Below are 17,813 nucleotides of genomic sequence, written 5' to 3' on the forward strand. Positions count from 1 at the left end.
TAAATGTCATTGTACGGCTCTTTATGTCATTCCTGCGAAAGCGGAAATCCAGTAAAAAAATACAAAAAATATGTTTTTTGTATTTTTATTTCATCAAAGCTTGTAATTTTGTGCTAGGTTAGTCTTGTTTATTCTGGATTCCCGCTTTCGCGGGAATGACATAGCAACAATGCCTACAGTCGCTCGCAATGACGTTTTAGGATAATTATTTAATAAGGAATTATATGTTAAATAAATTATGTAAGATATTATTTTTTATTAATCTGTTATTGGTTGCAGTGCAAAGTTATGCTTCACCTCCGTCCTTACCGCCATCATTACCGGCTGCCGAAGTAGATACTAAAGATAAGGATGTTAGCTCTAATTCCGATATTTCTTTTTTTGATAAATTTAAGCAATTTTTTAGTAAATCAAAAAAGAAAAATATACCCCCTAAACAGGCAAATGAACAAACTAAAGCAGCCCATAAAGAAGAACCAAAGCTAGCTTCCCAAGAGTCTAATGAAAATGAACAAGCTGAGCCGTTTATAGATGTTGGTAATACAGCATTGCCTAGTGCCACCGCAAGTAATGAACATGAAAGTAGTGTAAATTTAGCTTCTCATGATAACACACCGGATAAACAAGTTACACAACAAGAACCTAATGAATCGGAAATATCTGAACCTTTTATAGATATTGGTAGTGCAAAGTTACCTAGTGCTACAAGTAATGAAATGCATGAAGAAGAAGTTGATTCTAATGAGCATAAAGATACAAATTTAGCTTCTAATATTATAACTCCTAACGTACCGAGACCGATAGTATTTATGCCTCCGGCTCAAGCAGGAAGTTATGTAGTGCCTCCGCAGCGACCGGTGCAAATATATAAACCGACCAATTTGCCGCCCGTGCATAAGCCTATTCCGCTTAATCCACCTCCTGATGCTAATAAAGAGGAAGAAAGCGTAGCACCGATAGCACCGCCGTCTATACCTAATATGCCTGCTGTTTCTCCGCCTGTGGTTAGCCCGCCGGTAACCCAAGATATTACACCAAGTACTATGCCGACAACAGTACCTCCTGCAGAAACTCCGGTAGTACCTAGTAATGCGCCTGCACCGCTGGTAATGCCTACAAATCAACAATCTACACAGCCTATAACACCGGCTAGCCCAAATACACCCGTTACTACTCCGTCTAAAGTAGTTCCTACAACCGATTCTTCAGCGGAAATCAATAACTCGCAGGAGACATTTGTTGCTGTTTCAGATGTCCCAAAAAAACAAGATTGGAATACTCCGCTTATCCCCGTTGTTGTAGTGAAGCCGAATCAACCTCAATCTCAGCCTTTAGAGAAGCAAATTAAGAATAATCAAACTACAAATAATCAAGAGAAATCACTGCCGATAAGCTCTCCAAATGTCACGATTCAAAAACAGGATGATAAGGCGAATAATGAAACCTCGGAATCGACAACAAAATTCGTTAAAGATGAAACGCAAATGTTACTTTTACCTGATGATGATATAGTTCTTGGTAAACTAACAGAGCAAGCGACTTTAGAGCAGATGGATATGTATGCATATATAGAGCTGTTCCAAAAGAAAGAAGAATGGATAGCAAGTGCCGAAAGAAGAAAAGCTGTAGAGAGTTTTATTAAATATGATAATGATATAAATAAAAAGAAAGATATTTATGCCAATCTGTCTTATTGTAGTGCAGTAGATAATGCTTTTAGAGCAGTTGATAGAAACAATCTTTTTGGGCTGCGTGCGTTACTTGATGTTTATCCGATATTGCAAGAAAAGAGCAGATTAGGTGAAACATTACTAACTGCTGCTATTTATAACGATAATTACTATTTAGCAAAATTTTTGGTCATACGAGGTATTAAAATTTCTACTCTAAATGATGAGTGCCAATATCCATTAGATATTGCATTAGCTCAAGGAAACGCTAACATAGCTTGCATGTTAATCAAAGCTAAGGGGTACTAATAAGATTATTTTTATCGTCATTGCGAGCGACTGCAAGGAGCGTGGCAATCTCATGAAATAGTATAAAATCCTGAGATTACTTCGTCAAAACTTACAGTTTTTCCTCGCAATGACGTAGAATTTTCAAACAATTTCTTTAAAGCTTAATTGCTTTTCTAGGTTAAATAGTTTAATTTAGGAAAGAAAACAATTAATTCCTCTCCTACATATATGAATGATTTATTCAGCTTTAACAAAGAAAAAAAAAATAAGCTAGTCGATAATAACTACAGTGCAAAAGATATTGAAGTATTAGAGGGGCTTGAGCCTGTTCGTAAAAGACCGGGGATGTATATCGGTGGCACTGATTCAAATGCTATGCATCATTTAGTATCTGAAGTGCTGGATAATGCTATGGACGAAGCAGTCGCCGGCTTTGCAAGTATCATCACGATAAAAATGCATCAGGATCATAGTATTACTATATTTGATAACGGTCGCGGTATCCCTATTGATAATCATCCTAAATTTCCTGATAAATCAGCTTTAGAAGTAATTTTAACTACTCTTCATTCAGGAGGTAAATTCTCAAATAATGTTTATCATACTGCAGGCGGATTGCATGGTGTTGGAATATCGGTAGTAAATGCTTTATCTAAACATTTAGAAATAAAGGTTTATAAACAAGGTAAATTATATAGTCAAAGTTATTCTAAAGGAGAAAAGTTAACTGATTTAATATGTGAAGAAGCATCTAAAAGGCTAAGAGGTACATCAATAAATTTCACTCCCGATCCGGAAATTTTTAGTGGAAAATTACATTTTAATCCTAAAAAGATTTATGAGCTTGCAAGGTCAAAAGCTTATTTATATCGCGGTGTTACTATAGAATGGGAATGCGAAGTAGAAGTACCGTCAGATATACCTAAAAAGGCATTAATAAATTTCCCAAACGGTTTAAAAGATTATTTAAGTTCAAAAATAACTTTAGATAATTTAGTTATTCCGGAAATTTTTTCAGGCAATATAGAGTCTACGCTGGACGGGATAAAACTTGAATGGGCAATCTGCTGGCAAAATAACGATAGCTCGGCGTTTATTCAATCATATTGTAATACCGTTCCGACTCCACAAGGAGGAACGCATGAGCAAGGACTTAAGTCAGCTATTTTACGTGGGCTTAAAGCATACGGTGAAATGATAGGGAATAAAAAAGCTGCTAATCTAACTATTGAAGATATTTTAGAAACCGCAAGTGTCGTACTTTCTATTTTTATAGCTGAGCCGTCTTTTCAAGGACAAACTAAGGAAAAATTAGTATCAAACGGTGTAAGTAAACCGGTCGAGAATATAATAAAAGATCATTTTGACCATTTTCTTAGTAGCGATAAAGCTTTAGCTACTAATTTACTTGAGCATGTAATTAGCATTGCCGAATTTAGAATAAGTAAGAAAAACGAAAAAAATATTTCCCGTAAAAATGCCACTCAAAAATTACGTTTACCTGGTAAACTTGCCGATTGCACACGAACTTCACCTGAAGGGACGGAATTATTTATTGTAGAAGGTGATTCGGCAGGAGGCTCTGCAAAACAAGCACGTAATAGAGAAACGCAAGCAGTATTACCGCTATGGGGTAAAGTTCTAAATGTTGCGAGTTCTACGCTTGAAAAAATTGTTAATAATCAAGCGATACAAGATTTAGAAATAGCTCTTGCCTGCGGTAGTTTAAAGAATTATAAAAAAGAAAATCTGCGTTACGAAAAAATAATTATTATGACTGATGCAGATGTTGACGGTGCTCATATAGCTTCGCTATTAATGACTTTCTTTTTTTTACGAATGCCGAAATTGGTAGAAGAGGGGCATTTATATCTAGCTAAGCCTCCGCTTTATCGTTTAACGCAGTCTAATAAAACTTATTATGCAGGCGATGAAGAGGAAAAAGCTAAGTTAACGGATAAATTATCAAAAGCTAGTAAAGCTAAAATTGAAGTAGGTAGGTTTAAAGGTCTCGGTGAAATGATGCCTGCACAATTAAAGGAAACTACTATGCATCCGGAAAAAAGATCGCTTTTAAAGGTAACTTTAGAAGATTTTCAAAATGTCGATAAAATAGTAGATGATTTAATGGGTAAAAAGCCGGAAAAAAGATTTCAATTTATTTATGAACAGGCTTTAGTTAAAATGGATAAAATTATTAGTGAACTGGATATTTAATCGTCATTGCGAGGAGCCGTAGGCGACGCGGCAATCTCGTCAAATATCCTGAGATTGCTTCGTCAAATTATTTCGTAATTTTTCTCGCAATGACGCTTTGCTTAAAAACACACATATTTGGAGTATTATGTTATTACGTTTAATTATAACACTATTTTTTATTATAAATTCTATTTGTGCATTTGCAGAAGGAGAAAAAGAAACTGAAAATAAAATATCAAATCAGGAAGCTTATAAGCAATTTCAAGACGTATTTGAACGTATTGAAAAGGATTACGTACAAGTACCCGATAGGCAAAAAATGATAGATGAAGCAATTAACGGTATGTTAAACTCGCTTGATCCTCATTCAAGCTATTATACCGATGAGGATTTAGAAGATATTTTTACTTTTACAAAAGGTGAATTCGGCGGAATCGGTGTTGAAATAATGTATGATAGCGGAGCAATTAAGATAATATCGCCTATTGACGATTTGCCGGCTTTCAAAGCAGGGCTTAAAGGCGGGGATTATATAGTAGGCGTGAATGACGAGTTAGTCTCTACGCTTGGTCCTAATAAAGCTATAAAAGAGATGCGTGGTATGCCTGGTACTAAGGTTAAATTGTTGATAATTGGGGAAGAAGAGGCAAAACCGCAAGAGCTAGAGCTTACTCGCGAAATAGTAAAAATCAAGCCGATAAAAGCACATTTAGAAAAAAATAATATTGCATATATACGTATAACTACTTTTAATGAGTCAACAATTTCTGAGCTGAAGGCAGCAGTAAAGAAGTTAAAAACTGAAAGTAAAGATGACCTTAAAGGTATAATTCTAGATTTACGTAATAATGCCGGAGGTATACTCGATCAAGCTATTGCCGTTAGTGATTATTTTATTGATTCCGGTGTAATTGTAACAACAAAAGGTAGAACTATATCAAGTAATAGCGAAACTAAAGCAAATGAGTTTTCGTTAAAAGCTCCCAAAGTACCTATGATAGTTTTAATAAATGGTAATTCTGCCTCTGCCTCGGAAATAGTTGCCGGAGCTTTGCAAGATCATAAAAGAGCAATAATACTTGGCACTAAGTCTTTCGGTAAAGGATCAGTTCAGGCTTTAATGCAAATCAATTCTAGGGCTGCCTTAAAACTGACTATATCTAAATATTACACCCCAAGCGGTCGTTCTATTCAAGCAGAAGGAATAGAGCCTGATATTTTAATTGAGCCGGCGAAAGTTGAGTATCCAGAAGTGAAAAAAATAGATAAGCGTTTTTCTGAGAGTTCTTTAAAAAATTATTTGAAGAATGATAATGAAAAAAATAAAGATAATTCATCTAAAAACAAAGATAGCAAAAAAGAAACAAAAGCCAAAAATAATAAACAAGAAGAGAATGAATTATCGGAATTATACAAAAAAGATTATCAATTTGCTCGTGCTTATGATGTAATTACAGGGTTGATTATTAATAAGAAGCTGGAAACAAAAGAGAAAGTTAAACAAGAAGATAAGTAGAGAGGATAATGTCATTCTCGGTTTTGCTGCATGGATAGATTCTTCGTCATAAGCTACGGAAAAACTGTAAGTTTTGTACGTACGCAATCTCAGGAGCCCTGCTTTATGAGATTGCCACGCTCCTTTTAGTCGCTTGCAATGACGATTTGGTATGCAAGCAAGCCTTCCGCAGGGATGACATCAGTTGAGCTAAAAATAACTACTAGGTCTCGTAATGAACCATAATAAGTATATAGTAAGATTATCATTCATTATATTGTTTCTTAATATTGTCATAAATATGATGTTTTATCGTTATTTTATGATAAAAGAAATGATAGTAAAACAAGTGGCTTTGGAACATACTAAAATTGTAGAACTTTACACTGATAATATTTGGAATACTCATCAGAACGTAATCAGTAAATTACATAAATTCGATTATTTAAAACTACTACAAGATCAAGATTTTATTAATTTTGCAAAGATTACCGCTCAATGGTTCACCAATCTTAATATTAATATTTCTCTCTACGATCTCAAAGGTAATAAATTCATCACTAGTAATATGTTACGTATGTATAGTGTAGACAATTATAAAGATGATAGTTTGGTTGAGATAGTTACCGCAAAAATCGATAAATTTTTTTTAAAGTCTTTTACTTCAAAAGCTCCGCTTCAAGATGCTTTTGAAGGTATTACAAGTCATATATTATTACCAAGGGTAGTAATAGAAAATGAAAGTGATTTAACAGTGGGAGAAGCTTCTTTTGTTACTAGCTATATCCCTGTTATAGATAATAATTTAGATTTTCCCGTAGATGCAGTATTTGAGATTAACACTAATATTACCAGCCAGTGGCAAAATATAACCTCTCTTGAGCAAAAGGTTTTTATAGCTTTTATCATTATTTTTATAATATTCTGCACTATAATTATTAGTAATACTAACTATGCTAGACAAATTATTGAGGAGCAGTTTGAAACAAATAGAAATTTAAAAGCTCAAATAGTAAAAGTAGAAAAAACCAGCTCTTCAAATACAAAGTTTTTTGCTAATATTAGTCATGAATTGCGTACACCACTTAATGCTATAATAGGCTTTTCGGAAATTCTTATGTCGGAAAGAGATGCAGAAAAAAGTAAAAATTATATTAAAGATATAAATGATGCCGGTAGACATTTGCTTAGTATGATTAATGATATTTTAGATCTTTCTAAAGCTTCTGCCGATAAATTAAAAGTAGATAGTATAGATCTTGATTTAAATAAATTAATTAGTTCTTCGCTGATACTTGTTAAGCCTCGTGCCGATCAAGGCGAAGTGGCTTTAATTAGTAGATTACCGAAAGAGCATGTGGTTATAAAGGCTGATCCAAAAAGGCTAAAACAAGTATTCTTAAATCTTTTATCAAATGCCGTGAAATTTACAAATTCCGGAGGAAGTGTTACTATTGCACTTGAAAAAGATGAGTTAGCAAAATTAGTATATATAAAAGTTATAGATACCGGCATCGGTATTGAGGAAAAAGATATCCCAAAAACTTTATCGGCGTTCGGTCAAATTGATAGTGAGCTTAGTCGAAAATATGAGGGTACCGGTCTTGGGTTGCCGCTTACTAAAAAGCTGGTTGAGCTTATGAACGGTAAGTTTGATTTGCAAAGTAAGATAAATGAAGGTACCACCATAACAATAACTTTTACATATGACGGTAGTATTGAAATATAAAAAATTGTGTGGAATATTAAAAATTTTTCGTTATACTTGTTTAATTTGAAAAATTGGCTACGTCGTTTTATAAGATCTGCGGTTCTCACGTATTAAGTATACGCAGCACACCTCGCCTTATAAACTCCTTGCTCTTTTCCAAATTAAACTTCGTCTACTTACTCTTCGTTTATTCAGAGTATATTATAAAAAAAATTATAAATCTTTAAAAAATATATGAAACTGATTGTCTTATTATTTACTTTTTTATTTTCTATGGTTTCTTTCGGAGAAAGCGAAACTATTAAAGGAAAGCCTTTAAAATATGCAGCAAATAATGATTTTGAAAATAGATTAGATGAACAGGAACAAGAAATCAGAAGATTAATCGGTAAAGTTGAGGTTTTACAGCATAAAATTGATATGCTAACGCAGAACTCAAATATTCCAAATCAAGAAGAAAATACTGAAGTTTTAGAAGCCGGTGATTCAAAAAAACAAGATGTTTTTGATATAGCTTTGCTTAAAGACATGCCGGATAATGCTCCTAAAAAACCTATTGCGGTTAATAAGGATATAGCTCCCGATAAGCAAGCTTACGATTTGGCTCTTGCTGCTTATAAAGATAATAAACTTACTGAAGCAAAAGATAAATTTAAAAATTTTATCCAAAAATATCCTAACAGTTCGCTGATTAGTAATGCTTATTTCTGGTATGGGGAATGCTTTTTTAAACAAAAAGACTATAACGGAGCAGCGGTTAACTATTTAAAAGGCTATAAAGAGTTACCGAAAGGGGTAAAATCTTCTGATGGATTATTGAAGTTAGCACTTTCCTTAGGCGAACTAAAAAAAACTCAGGAAGCATGTAATATGCTTGCTAAGCTTGATAAGGAATTTTTAACTAATAGAACTGCTGCATCCAAGAAAATGGCAGAGGATGCTAAGATCAAATTTGGCTGTAAAAATAAATAAAAATAATAAGATATGACTGATATTTTGGATGAAATACTGAGTGATCAAAATGAAGAAAAAAGGTTAATTTTTTTCAAAAAGCTTTTACCTATAATAATAATCATTTCTATAATAGCTATTACTATAATGGTTGTTATTAATAATAATAAAGATAAAAGAATTAAAAATAACCAAAAAAACGGTGATATTCTTATTAAGACTGTTGGTTTGGAAACAACAAAAGATAATGAAGAATTAGCTTTTAATACTTTAGAGAATTTGGTTACTACTAGTAATACTAAAATAAAAGAAATAGCTGCATTAGAACAAGTAGCCATAAAGATTTCGGAAAAAAAATATTCAGAAGCAAAAGATCTGCTTAATAAAATTATTGAAAATAAAGAATATTCCGAAATTTCTACTTCTTATGCACGTATTTCATGGTGTGGTCTTGTTATTGATGATCAAAATCTAGATATTCAAGATAAAGAAAAATTGACAAAATATTTAAACTATTTTGATGACGAGAAAAAACCTTTTTGGGCTACGGCAACTATTATAAAGGCTATGTGGGATATTAAGAATAATATGAAACCGCAAGCAGAAAAAAATCTAAAAAATTTATTAATTTCAAATAATGTATCTGATCTAATAAAAGATCAGGCTAAAGCATTGCTGGTAAATTTAAATAAATAATAATTCGTACTTAAGGAAAAATATGACAAAAAAAATAGCACTTCTGTTATTACCGTTTATTTTAATTTCATGTAACGGGCTTGGACCAAAAAGGGTAAAAAATATTGTTGAGTTGACTCCTAAATTAGCAATTCAGACTAATGAGCCTATATATTTAGATTCTAATGCAAATATATATGCGTTTAATGCAAATATGCTTAAGAATAAACAGTATAGTTCCGCTAGAAGCAAAACAATTACCGAGCCGATTTTTATAGGCGATATGATTTATGCATTAGATATTAGATCGAATATTTCTGCATTTTCTATAGAGAAAAATAAGATTATTTGGTCTTATAATTTAAGTAGACATAAAAAAGATAATTATATAGGTGGCGGAATTTTACACCATAACGGAAAATTATACGTAACATACGGTTCAAGGTTGTTAGTAGTGCTAGATGCAAAATCAGGTTATGAAATAATTAGAAAAGAACTTCCGGATATTATTAGAATTAAGCCTATTGTGCTAAGTGATAATACTGTCTTAGTGCAAACTATCAGTAATCAAACTATTGCTTTAAATGCAGAAACTTTAAAAACCGTATGGGAACATGAAAGCCTAGCAGAAGTTTTATCGGCTAGTTATTTTATGACGCCTATAGTACAGCATGACAATGTAATAGTAACTTATAATTCCGGGCAAGTACTTGCATTAAATATAAAAAACGGTGAAGTAAGATGGAATTTTGAGTTCGCAAATCTTAATGATCGTACAGCTATACCGAATTTTGACGAATCAAGTATTTTATGTACCCCCGTTCATGATAATATGAATCTGTATATAGCGACCGGTCTTGGCAAGCTTATTAAGCTTAATGTAGCAACTGGCAGTGTGATTTGGCAGGTAAATGCCGAGGATATTCAATCAATGTCTTTAATCGGTAATAGCCTATTTGTAACAAATAACGCTAGACAAATAGCGGCATTTAATCCTGAAACAGGGAAAGTAAAGTTTGTAGCTGATTTAAATGATGGAAAAGATCCTAAGAAACTAAAATCTGCTACTTTTTTAGTACCTTTTGTTGGAGTTGATAATAACAATAAGCGAAGTTTAAATGTTATTTCCGTTAACGGTGTTTTATATAGTTTTGATGTTGATAATAATGGATTAAACATGATGCCTCATATTGTCAAAATTATAAAGAATATTCGTTATTATGGGCTAAGAGCAAATAATAATTTATATTTTTCTACCGATAGAAGAATAATATTCGGAAGTAAATAGGGATTGCTAACTAGTGATAATATCGTCATTGCGAGCGGTCAAAGTGAGGTCGGCAATCCAGAAAAGATAATAAAAATGCTATAAACTAGCATTTTTAAACTGGATTGCTTCATCAAAATTTTCAATTTATCCTCGCAATAACGTTAATTTATTAACTAATTTATCTTTGATTAGCAATACCAGTAAATAGATTATACGGGCTGTTGAAAAAGTTATAAAAAGAAGTAGAAAAGAGTTAATCTAAGGAATAAGCTGTATTTTTATGCTTAAATGAAGGTGTAAAGATGCAGGGTTATAAGCTTGATCAAAGTGTGAGATGTAATAGCCTTAGCTTAAGGCACATGATACCTAATGATCATTTATTAGTGAGGATTCATGAAGCTAAAGAATTAGAGTTTTCTTTTATCTATGAAATAACTAAGAATCGTTATTGTGCTAATTACGGACGTCCATCAATTGATCCTGTATTATTTTTTAGGATGCAAATAATAAGTTACTTATATGGTATAAAGTCAAATAGACGATTATGTAAAGAAATTCAGTTAAATATAGCATATAGGTGGTTTTGTGGTTTAAGTTTAGAGGATAAAGTACCGGATCATTCATCATTAAGTAGGATAAGAGATAGATTTGGGGTAGAACTATTTCAAGAAATATTTATAAGCTTGATTAAGCAATGGTATGAACTAGATATTATAAAAGGAGAAACAATTATTTCAGATGCCTCTTTAGTTGAATCTAATGCCTCTATGAATAGCCTAATATTAAGAAAAGATCAAGGTGATTCACAAAAGAGAGAATTAAAAAAATATGAACGTCGTTATCATGATTTCCGAGAAGGGAAAAAAGTAAGGAAAATATCTAATCAAACTCATGTCAGTAGGACAGATCCTGATTGTAGTCTTGTATCAAGAACTAATGGTTATAAAAAGCTATGTTATAAGACCCACTACTCAATTGATTCAGATTCACGTATTATAATAGATTGTTATGTAAGTACAGGATCACAACATGAGTGTATTGTACTTCCAAGTAGAGTTTGGAATATATTAAATAATTTTTCTTTTAGAGTAAAAGAATGGATAGCAGACAAAGGTTATGGTAGAGGTCCAACCTATGGATATTTTAAATTACTTGGAATTACAACTTATATACCTTTACATGTAGATAATCTTGGTGAAGGAAAAATAAGTAGGGGGGAATTTCAATATGATAGAGAACAGGATAGATATAAGTGTCCACAGGGACATTATCTTTATCCGTATGATAAATTAGATAAAAAACAAATAAAACGTTATCGTATTACAGGAGGGCATTGTAAAAATTGCTCTCTAAAATCAGGTTGTATTTCTGATAATTATAGTAATAGAGGACGATTTATTTATCGTAATCCTTATCAGGATGAAATAGATGAGGTAAAGGTCAGACAGAATAGAATTGATTTTAAGAAAAAACTAATTGAGAGAAAGTGGAAAATAGAAGGTCTATTTGGTGAAGCTAAGGAGAATCATGGTTTACGAGGAGCAAAATTTAGAAGTGTACAGAAAACACAGATTCAAATACTGATGATTGCGATAGTACAAAATTTTAAACGGATACTTAAAATTATTTTTTGGTTTTTTTATCTACTGCTATTAAAGATAAAAAAATATTAAAGTATTTGCAACCTTGTTGATTTTTTCAACAGCCCGTATATTTAACTTGACAAATGGCAGGGATTAATGCTATTAAATATGTTTCTTGATTCTTTAATTTTAAATTCTAATTAAAAAGATACTATTGTGAAAACTTACTCGGCAAAGCCATCGGAAATTGAAAAGAAATGGTGGGTCATAGACGCAAAAAATATTGTACTAGGGCGACTCGCTAGCAGAGTTGCTAATATGCTACGTGGTAAGCATAAACCTAGCTTTACGCCTCATTTAGATTGTGGTGATAATATAATCATAATAAATGCGGAGCATGTAAAATTAACAGGTAAAAAAGCGAATCCCAAAGACGGAAAAATATATTACAGGCATACAGGATTTCCAGGTGGGATAAAAGATACTACGGCAGGTAAAATCTTAAGCGGTAAACACCCTGAGAGAGTTATTAAAATGGCCGTAAAAAGAATGATTACAAGAAATGCTTTAGGTGCTAAGCAAATGAGTAATTTGTATGTTTATGCAAATGGTGATCATCCTCATATGGTACAGCAACCTACTGTTTATGATTTTGCAAGCCAAAATCCAAAAAATAAAAAGTAATAGAATATGACCGAGTTAAAAATTAAAACAGAAAAAGTAGAAAAGCAGTTAACTAAAGAACCTTTAAAACCGGTATTAAAAACTCCTAAAGAGAAAATAGATAATTCAGGCAAGTTTTATGCTACAGGTAAAAGAAAAAATGCTATAGCACGAGTATGGCTTAAAGTAGGAAAAGGAAAAATAGTTGTTAATAAAAAAACAATAGACCAGTATTTTCCTTCTGAAACCTATGTGAAAACTATCTTACGGCCTTTTGTCTTAACAAAAACTATTGATCAGTATGATGTAATTTGTACTGTTAGAGGTGGAGGAATTTCAGGACAAAAAGGTGCTATTTTACATGGAATTTCTAAAGCTTTAGATAAATCTGCTCCGGATTTTCATGCTATTTTGCGTAAAGGCGGTCTTTTAACACGTGATTCTAGGGTAGTAGAGCGTAAGAAATACGGACAACGTAAAGCACGTAAGAAAACACAATTCTCTAAGCGTTAAGATAAAATTTGAGAAGTTGCTAGTCAATTGTTGTATGGATTAATTTTTTTATTGTCATCCCGCGACTTGATCGCAGGATCCAGCTTAAAATATTTAAATTATTAGTATTTTAAGTTATTTTTTTTGGATACCGTGGTCAAGCCACGGTATGACACTAAGTGTATTTTTGATCCATGCAACAATGCACTATTTTTATCTAGAATGACACTTCTTAACAAATTATATAAACACTCTTCCCCTGGCGGGGTAGCTCAGCTGGTTAGAGCGACGGAATCATAATCCGTGTGTCGGGGGTTCAAATCCCTCCCTCGCTACCATTCATTCGTCTTTTTGAAAGTTCTATAGTAAACTGATTTGAACTTTGTGCTTCGTTGTTTATCGTCTTGCCTATTAATATATAGGTTCTATCCTCATGCCTGTCACAAAATGGGGTTGAGTTTACTATAGAACTGTTAACAAAATAATTTAAAAGCTAATTAAATTACTTTTTGCTGCAAATTATAAGATTTTTTTGAAATAGGATTAACTATTCCTGCAAAAATCTTATAATTTTTGCTAAAAATTCTTTTTAATTATCAATTAAAATTATTTTGTTAACAGTTCTATAGTTTTTAATAAAATTTTGTATAAGATAAATATATAATAAATATTAGACTTCTTGCATAACCTATGTTATAAAGAAGTCTATATTAGGTTCTGTGAAGATCTCTAAAAAGATTTGATTTGCACTAAAAAATATCTCAAAATAACTAATCAATTAGAAACCTTTGCAAAGCCTAGCATTTTATGAAATTGCTTTTAACAAGTTTAATTCTTATATTTATGAGCTTTCTTCCAATATATGCTAAATCCTTACCTAAAGGGTTCGTGTATCTGAAAGATATCGACCCTACAATTATTCAAAATATGCGTTATTATTCAGATGAAAATTTTGTTGGTAAAATAGATAAGTCTAAATGTTTTACACTAGGTTATATAGCTGAAAGATCCAGTCATAGTAGGGGTAGTACTGTAGATTTATCAATAATAAAGCTTCAGAAGGAAGTTAATAATAATCCTGAAGTCATTAAGAGAAAATTGAAAGACGAGCGTGTTATATCCTATTTAGATGACAATACGGTAGATATGTATACTTCGTTTGACTTATTTGATGAAGCTTCACATCATGATAGTAAATTAATTGATAAGCAATATTTAGTAAAACGTAATTATTTACGTTCTAAGATGCAAAAACATAATTTTAAAGCATGTCAAATTGAGTTGGTGGCATTATATACTTGAAGATGAGCCTTATAAAGATCAATATTTTAACTTTGATATAGAATAAAAAACTATGACAGTATTAAGCGAGAAAAGATGCATACCATGTAATGGTGGAGTTCCGCCACTTGAGAAAAAAGAAATTGATAAATTATTGACTGAATTACAAAATGAGTGGCAAGTGAATGAATTAGGGCATCTTTATAAAAAATATAAATTTTCTAATTTTATAAAAGCTATGGAATTTGCAAATAGGATAACTGAAATTGCAGAGCAGAAGCACATCATCCCGATTTAACTATATCTTGGGGAGCATGTAGTGTGGAAATATGGACTCATAAAATCGATGGTCTTACGGAAAACGACTTTATATTGGTTGCAAAGATAGAAAGTAAAATCTAATTATTTTCAGGTTGTAATAATTAATTACTTAAGTGAAAAGAATAATAGCAAAAATCACACAAGTATCAACAGCTAAACGATGGTTTCTTATTAAATTAATTGAATTATAACAATAATCTTAATAATATTTAATAATAAGATGTAAAACTCTACACGGGCTGTTGAAAAAGTTATAAAAAGAAGTAGAAAAGAGTTAATCTAAGGAATAAGCTGTATTTTTATGCTTAAATGAAGGTGTAAAGATGCAGGGTTATAAGCTTGATCAAAGTGTGAGATGTAATAGCCTTAGCTTAAGGCACATGATACCTAATGATCATTTATTAGTGAGGATTCATGAAGCTAAAGAATTAGAGTTTTCTTTTATCTATGAAATAACTAAGAATCGTTATTGTGCTAATTACGGACGTCCATCAATTGATCCTGTATTATTTTTTAGGATGCAAATAATAAGTTACTTATATGGTATAAAGTCAAATAGACGATTATGTAAAGAAATTCAGTTAAATATAGCATATAGGTGGTTTTGTGGTTTAAGTTTAGAGGATAAAGTACCGGATCATTCATCATTAAGTAGGATAAGAGATAGATTTGGGGTAGAACTATTTCAAGAAATATTTATAAGCTTGATTAAGCAATGGTATGAACTAGATATTATAAAAGGAGAAACAATTATTTCAGATGCCTCTTTAGTTGAATCTAATGCCTCTATGAATAGCCTAATATTAAGAAAAGATCAAGGTGATTCACAAAAGAGAGAATTAAAAAAATATGAACGTCGTTATCATGATTTCCGAGAAGGGAAAAAAGTAAGGAAAATATCTAATCAAACTCATGTCAGTAGGACAGATCCTGATTGTAGTCTTGTATCAAGAACTAATGGTTATAAAAAGCTATGTTATAAGACCCACTACTCAATTGATTCAGATTCACGTATTATAATAGATTGTTATGTAAGTACAGGATCACAACATGAGTGTATTGTACTTCCAAGTAGAGTTTGGAATATATTAAATAATTTTTCTTTTAGAGTAAAAGAATGGATAGCAGACAAAGGTTATGGTAGAGGTCCAACCTATGGATATTTTAAATTACTTGGAATTACAACTTATATACCTTTACATGTAGATAATCTTGGTGAAGGAAAAATAAGTAGGGGGGAATTTCAATATGATAGAGAACAGGATAGATATAAGTGTCCACAGGGACATTATCTTTATCCGTATGATAAATTAGATAAAAAACAAATAAAACGTTATCGTATTACAGGAGGGCATTGTAAAAATTGCTCTCTAAAATCAGGTTGTATTTCTGATAATTATAGTAATAGAGGACGATTTATTTATCGTAATCCTTATCAGGATGAAATAGATGAGGTAAAGGTCAGACAGAATAGAATTGATTTTAAGAAAAAACTAATTGAGAGAAAGTGGAAAATAGAAGGTCTATTTGGTGAAGCTAAGGAGAATCATGGTTTACGAGGAGCAAAATTTAGAAGTGTACAGAAAACACAGATTCAAATACTGATGATTGCGATAGTACAAAATTTTAAACGGATACTTAAAATTATTTTTTGGTTTTTTTATCTACTGCTATTAAAGATAAAAAAATATTAAAGTATTTGCAACCTTGTTGATTTTTTCAACAGCCCGTACACGGGCTGTTGAAAAAGTTATAAAAAGAAGTAGAAAAGAGTTAATCTAAGGAATAAGCTGTATTTTTATGCTTAAATGAAGGTGTAAAGATGCAGGGTTATAAGCTTGATCAAAGTGTGAGATGTAATAGCCTTAGCTTAAGGCACATGATACCTAATGATCATTTATTAGTGAGGATTCATGAAGCTAAAGAATTAGAGTTTTCTTTTATCTATGAAATAACTAAGAATCGTTATTGTGCTAATTACGGACGTCCATCAATTGATCCTGTATTATTTTTTAGGATGCAAATAATAAGTTACTTATATGGTATAAAGTCAAATAGACGATTATGTAAAGAAATTCAGTTAAATATAGCATATAGGTGGTTTTGTGGTTTAAGTTTAGAGGATAAAGTACCGGATCATTCATCATTAAGTAGGATAAGAGATAGATTTGGGGTAGAACTATTTCAAGAAATATTTATAAGCTTGATTAAGCAATGGTATGAACTAGATATTATAAAAGGAGAAACAATTATTTCAGATGCCTCTTTAGTTGAATCTAATGCCTCTATGAATAGCCTAATATTAAGAAAAGATCAAGGTGATTCACAAAAGAGAGAATTAAAAAAATATGAACGTCGTTATCATGATTTCCGAGAAGGGAAAAAAGTAAGGAAAATATCTAATCAAACTCATGTCAGTAGGACAGATCCTGATTGTAGTCTTGTATCAAGAACTAATGGTTATAAAAAGCTATGTTATAAGACCCACTACTCAATTGATTCAGATTCACGTATTATAATAGATTGTTATGTAAGTACAGGATCACAACATGAGTGTATTGTACTTCCAAGTAGAGTTTGGAATATATTAAATAATTTTTCTTTTAGAGTAAAAGAATGGATAGCAGACAAAGGTTATGGTAGAGGTCCAACCTATGGATATTTTAAATTACTTGGAATTACAACTTATATACCTTTACATGTAGATAATCTTGGTGAAGGAAAAATAAGTAGGGGGGAATTTCAATATGATAGAGAACAGGATAGATATAAGTGTCCACAGGGACATTATCTTTATCCGTATGATAAATTAGATAAAAAACAAATAAAACGTTATCGTATTACAGGAGGGCATTGTAAAAATTGCTCTCTAAAATCAGGTTGTATTTCTGATAATTATAGTAATAGAGGACGATTTATTTATCGTAATCCTTATCAGGATGAAATAGATGAGGTAAAGGTCAGACAGAATAGAATTGATTTTAAGAAAAAACTAATTGAGAGAAAGTGGAAAATAGAAGGTCTATTTGGTGAAGCTAAGGAGAATCATGGTTTACGAGGAGCAAAATTTAGAAGTGTACAGAAAACACAGATTCAAATACTGATGATTGCGATAGTACAAAATTTTAAACGGATACTTAAAATTATTTTTTGGTTTTTTTATCTACTGCTATTAAAGATAAAAAAATATTAAAGTATTTGCAACCTTGTT

Annotated in this window: 12 protein-coding genes, 1 tRNA gene and 3 pseudogenes; all 16 read left to right on the forward strand. The window is 31.6% G+C overall.

What is annotated here, in order from left to right; translation table 11 throughout:
• Positions 1 to 224: 224 nt before the first annotated feature.
• Entirely contained in the window at positions 225 to 1,979 is a 1,755-nt protein-coding gene (locus REIP_RS04090) for an ankyrin repeat domain-containing protein (RefSeq protein ID WP_045803896.1), read from the forward strand.
• Positions 1,980 to 2,189: 210 nt separating this feature from the next.
• A complete protein-coding gene (parE, locus tag REIP_RS04095; protein ID WP_045803897.1) occupies positions 2,190 to 4,178 on the forward strand; it encodes a DNA topoisomerase IV subunit B in 1,989 nt (662 codons plus the stop codon).
• Positions 4,179 to 4,305: 127 nt separating this feature from the next.
• Positions 4,306 to 5,676, forward strand: a complete 1,371-nt coding sequence (locus tag REIP_RS04100) for a S41 family peptidase (protein ID WP_045803898.1) — start codon at positions 4,306 to 4,308, stop codon at positions 5,674 to 5,676.
• A gap of 214 nt (positions 5,677 to 5,890) precedes the next feature.
• Complete coding sequence (locus REIP_RS04105) at positions 5,891 to 7,384, forward strand: sensor histidine kinase (protein WP_045803899.1); 1,494 nt, start codon at positions 5,891 to 5,893, stop codon at positions 7,382 to 7,384.
• Positions 7,385 to 7,600: 216 nt separating this feature from the next.
• Entirely contained in the window at positions 7,601 to 8,338 is a 738-nt protein-coding gene (gene ybgF / locus REIP_RS04110) for a tol-pal system protein YbgF (RefSeq protein ID WP_045803900.1), read from the forward strand.
• Positions 8,339 to 8,350: 12 nt separating this feature from the next.
• Positions 8,351 to 9,013: a DUF2659 family protein gene (locus REIP_RS04115; protein WP_023507636.1), complete on the forward strand. Its 663-nt coding sequence runs from the start codon at positions 8,351 to 8,353 to the stop codon at positions 9,011 to 9,013.
• A gap of 22 nt (positions 9,014 to 9,035) precedes the next feature.
• Positions 9,036 to 10,280 carry an outer membrane protein assembly factor BamB gene (locus REIP_RS04120; protein WP_045803901.1) on the forward strand — a complete coding sequence of 415 codons (1,245 nt, stop codon included), beginning with the start codon at positions 9,036 to 9,038 and terminating at the stop codon, positions 10,278 to 10,280.
• A 341-nt stretch (positions 10,281 to 10,621) separates the two neighbouring features.
• Entirely contained in the window at positions 10,622 to 11,935 is a 1,314-nt protein-coding gene (locus tag REIP_RS04125) for a transposase (RefSeq protein WP_172686766.1), read from the forward strand.
• Positions 11,936 to 12,061: 126 nt separating this feature from the next.
• Entirely contained in the window at positions 12,062 to 12,529 is a 468-nt protein-coding gene (rplM, locus tag REIP_RS04130; RefSeq protein ID WP_008580328.1) for a 50S ribosomal protein L13, read from the forward strand.
• A gap of 6 nt (positions 12,530 to 12,535) precedes the next feature.
• Positions 12,536 to 13,021 (forward strand): 30S ribosomal protein S9, encoded by a 486-nt coding sequence (gene rpsI / locus REIP_RS04135; RefSeq protein ID WP_008580327.1) that lies wholly within the window; start codon positions 12,536 to 12,538, stop codon positions 13,019 to 13,021.
• A 240-nt stretch (positions 13,022 to 13,261) separates the two neighbouring features.
• A tRNA-Met gene (locus REIP_RS04140) sits at positions 13,262 to 13,338 on the forward strand.
• Between the two features lie 469 nt (positions 13,339 to 13,807).
• Positions 13,808 to 13,963 (forward strand): annotated as a pseudogene (locus REIP_RS13410) (D-alanyl-D-alanine dipeptidase); the annotation flags it as partial.
• Positions 13,964 to 14,146: 183 nt separating this feature from the next.
• A pseudogene (locus REIP_RS13415) lies at positions 14,147 to 14,294 on the forward strand (M15 family metallopeptidase); the annotation flags it as partial.
• Between the two features lie 60 nt (positions 14,295 to 14,354).
• Positions 14,355 to 14,683, forward strand: a pseudogene (locus tag REIP_RS04150) (4a-hydroxytetrahydrobiopterin dehydratase).
• Between the two features lie 299 nt (positions 14,684 to 14,982).
• Positions 14,983 to 16,296 carry a transposase gene (locus tag REIP_RS04155; protein WP_172686766.1) on the forward strand — a complete coding sequence of 438 codons (1,314 nt, stop codon included), beginning with the start codon at positions 14,983 to 14,985 and terminating at the stop codon, positions 16,294 to 16,296.
• A 185-nt stretch (positions 16,297 to 16,481) separates the two neighbouring features.
• The gene (locus REIP_RS04160) at positions 16,482 to 17,795 is read left to right on the forward strand and encodes a transposase (RefSeq protein ID WP_172686766.1); all 1,314 of its coding nucleotides are present in this window, start codon (positions 16,482 to 16,484) and stop codon (positions 17,793 to 17,795) included.
• The last annotated feature ends 18 nt before the right edge of the window (positions 17,796 to 17,813 follow it).

The sequence above is a fragment of the Rickettsia endosymbiont of Ixodes pacificus genome (assembly GCF_000965155.1).
Classification (GTDB): domain Bacteria; phylum Pseudomonadota; class Alphaproteobacteria; order Rickettsiales; family Rickettsiaceae; genus Rickettsia; species Rickettsia tamurae.

Coding starts and splice junctions, on each gene's coding strand:
- REIP_RS04090 (WP_045803896.1), top strand. CDS start 225: ATGTTAAATAAATTATGTAAGATATTATTTTTTATTAATCTGTTATTG.
- parE (WP_045803897.1), top strand. CDS start 2,190: ATGAATGATTTATTCAGCTTTAACAAAGAAAAAAAAAATAAGCTAGTC.
- REIP_RS04100 (WP_045803898.1), top strand. CDS start 4,306: ATGTTATTACGTTTAATTATAACACTATTTTTTATTATAAATTCTATT.
- REIP_RS04105 (WP_045803899.1), top strand. CDS start 5,891: ATGAACCATAATAAGTATATAGTAAGATTATCATTCATTATATTGTTT.
- ybgF (WP_045803900.1), top strand. CDS start 7,601: ATGAAACTGATTGTCTTATTATTTACTTTTTTATTTTCTATGGTTTCT.
- REIP_RS04115 (WP_023507636.1), top strand. CDS start 8,351: ATGACTGATATTTTGGATGAAATACTGAGTGATCAAAATGAAGAAAAA.
- REIP_RS04120 (WP_045803901.1), top strand. CDS start 9,036: ATGACAAAAAAAATAGCACTTCTGTTATTACCGTTTATTTTAATTTCA.
- REIP_RS04125 (WP_172686766.1), top strand. CDS start 10,622: ATGATACCTAATGATCATTTATTAGTGAGGATTCATGAAGCTAAAGAA.
- rpsI (WP_008580327.1), top strand. CDS start 12,536: ATGACCGAGTTAAAAATTAAAACAGAAAAAGTAGAAAAGCAGTTAACT.
- REIP_RS04155 (WP_172686766.1), top strand. CDS start 14,983: ATGATACCTAATGATCATTTATTAGTGAGGATTCATGAAGCTAAAGAA.
- REIP_RS04160 (WP_172686766.1), top strand. CDS start 16,482: ATGATACCTAATGATCATTTATTAGTGAGGATTCATGAAGCTAAAGAA.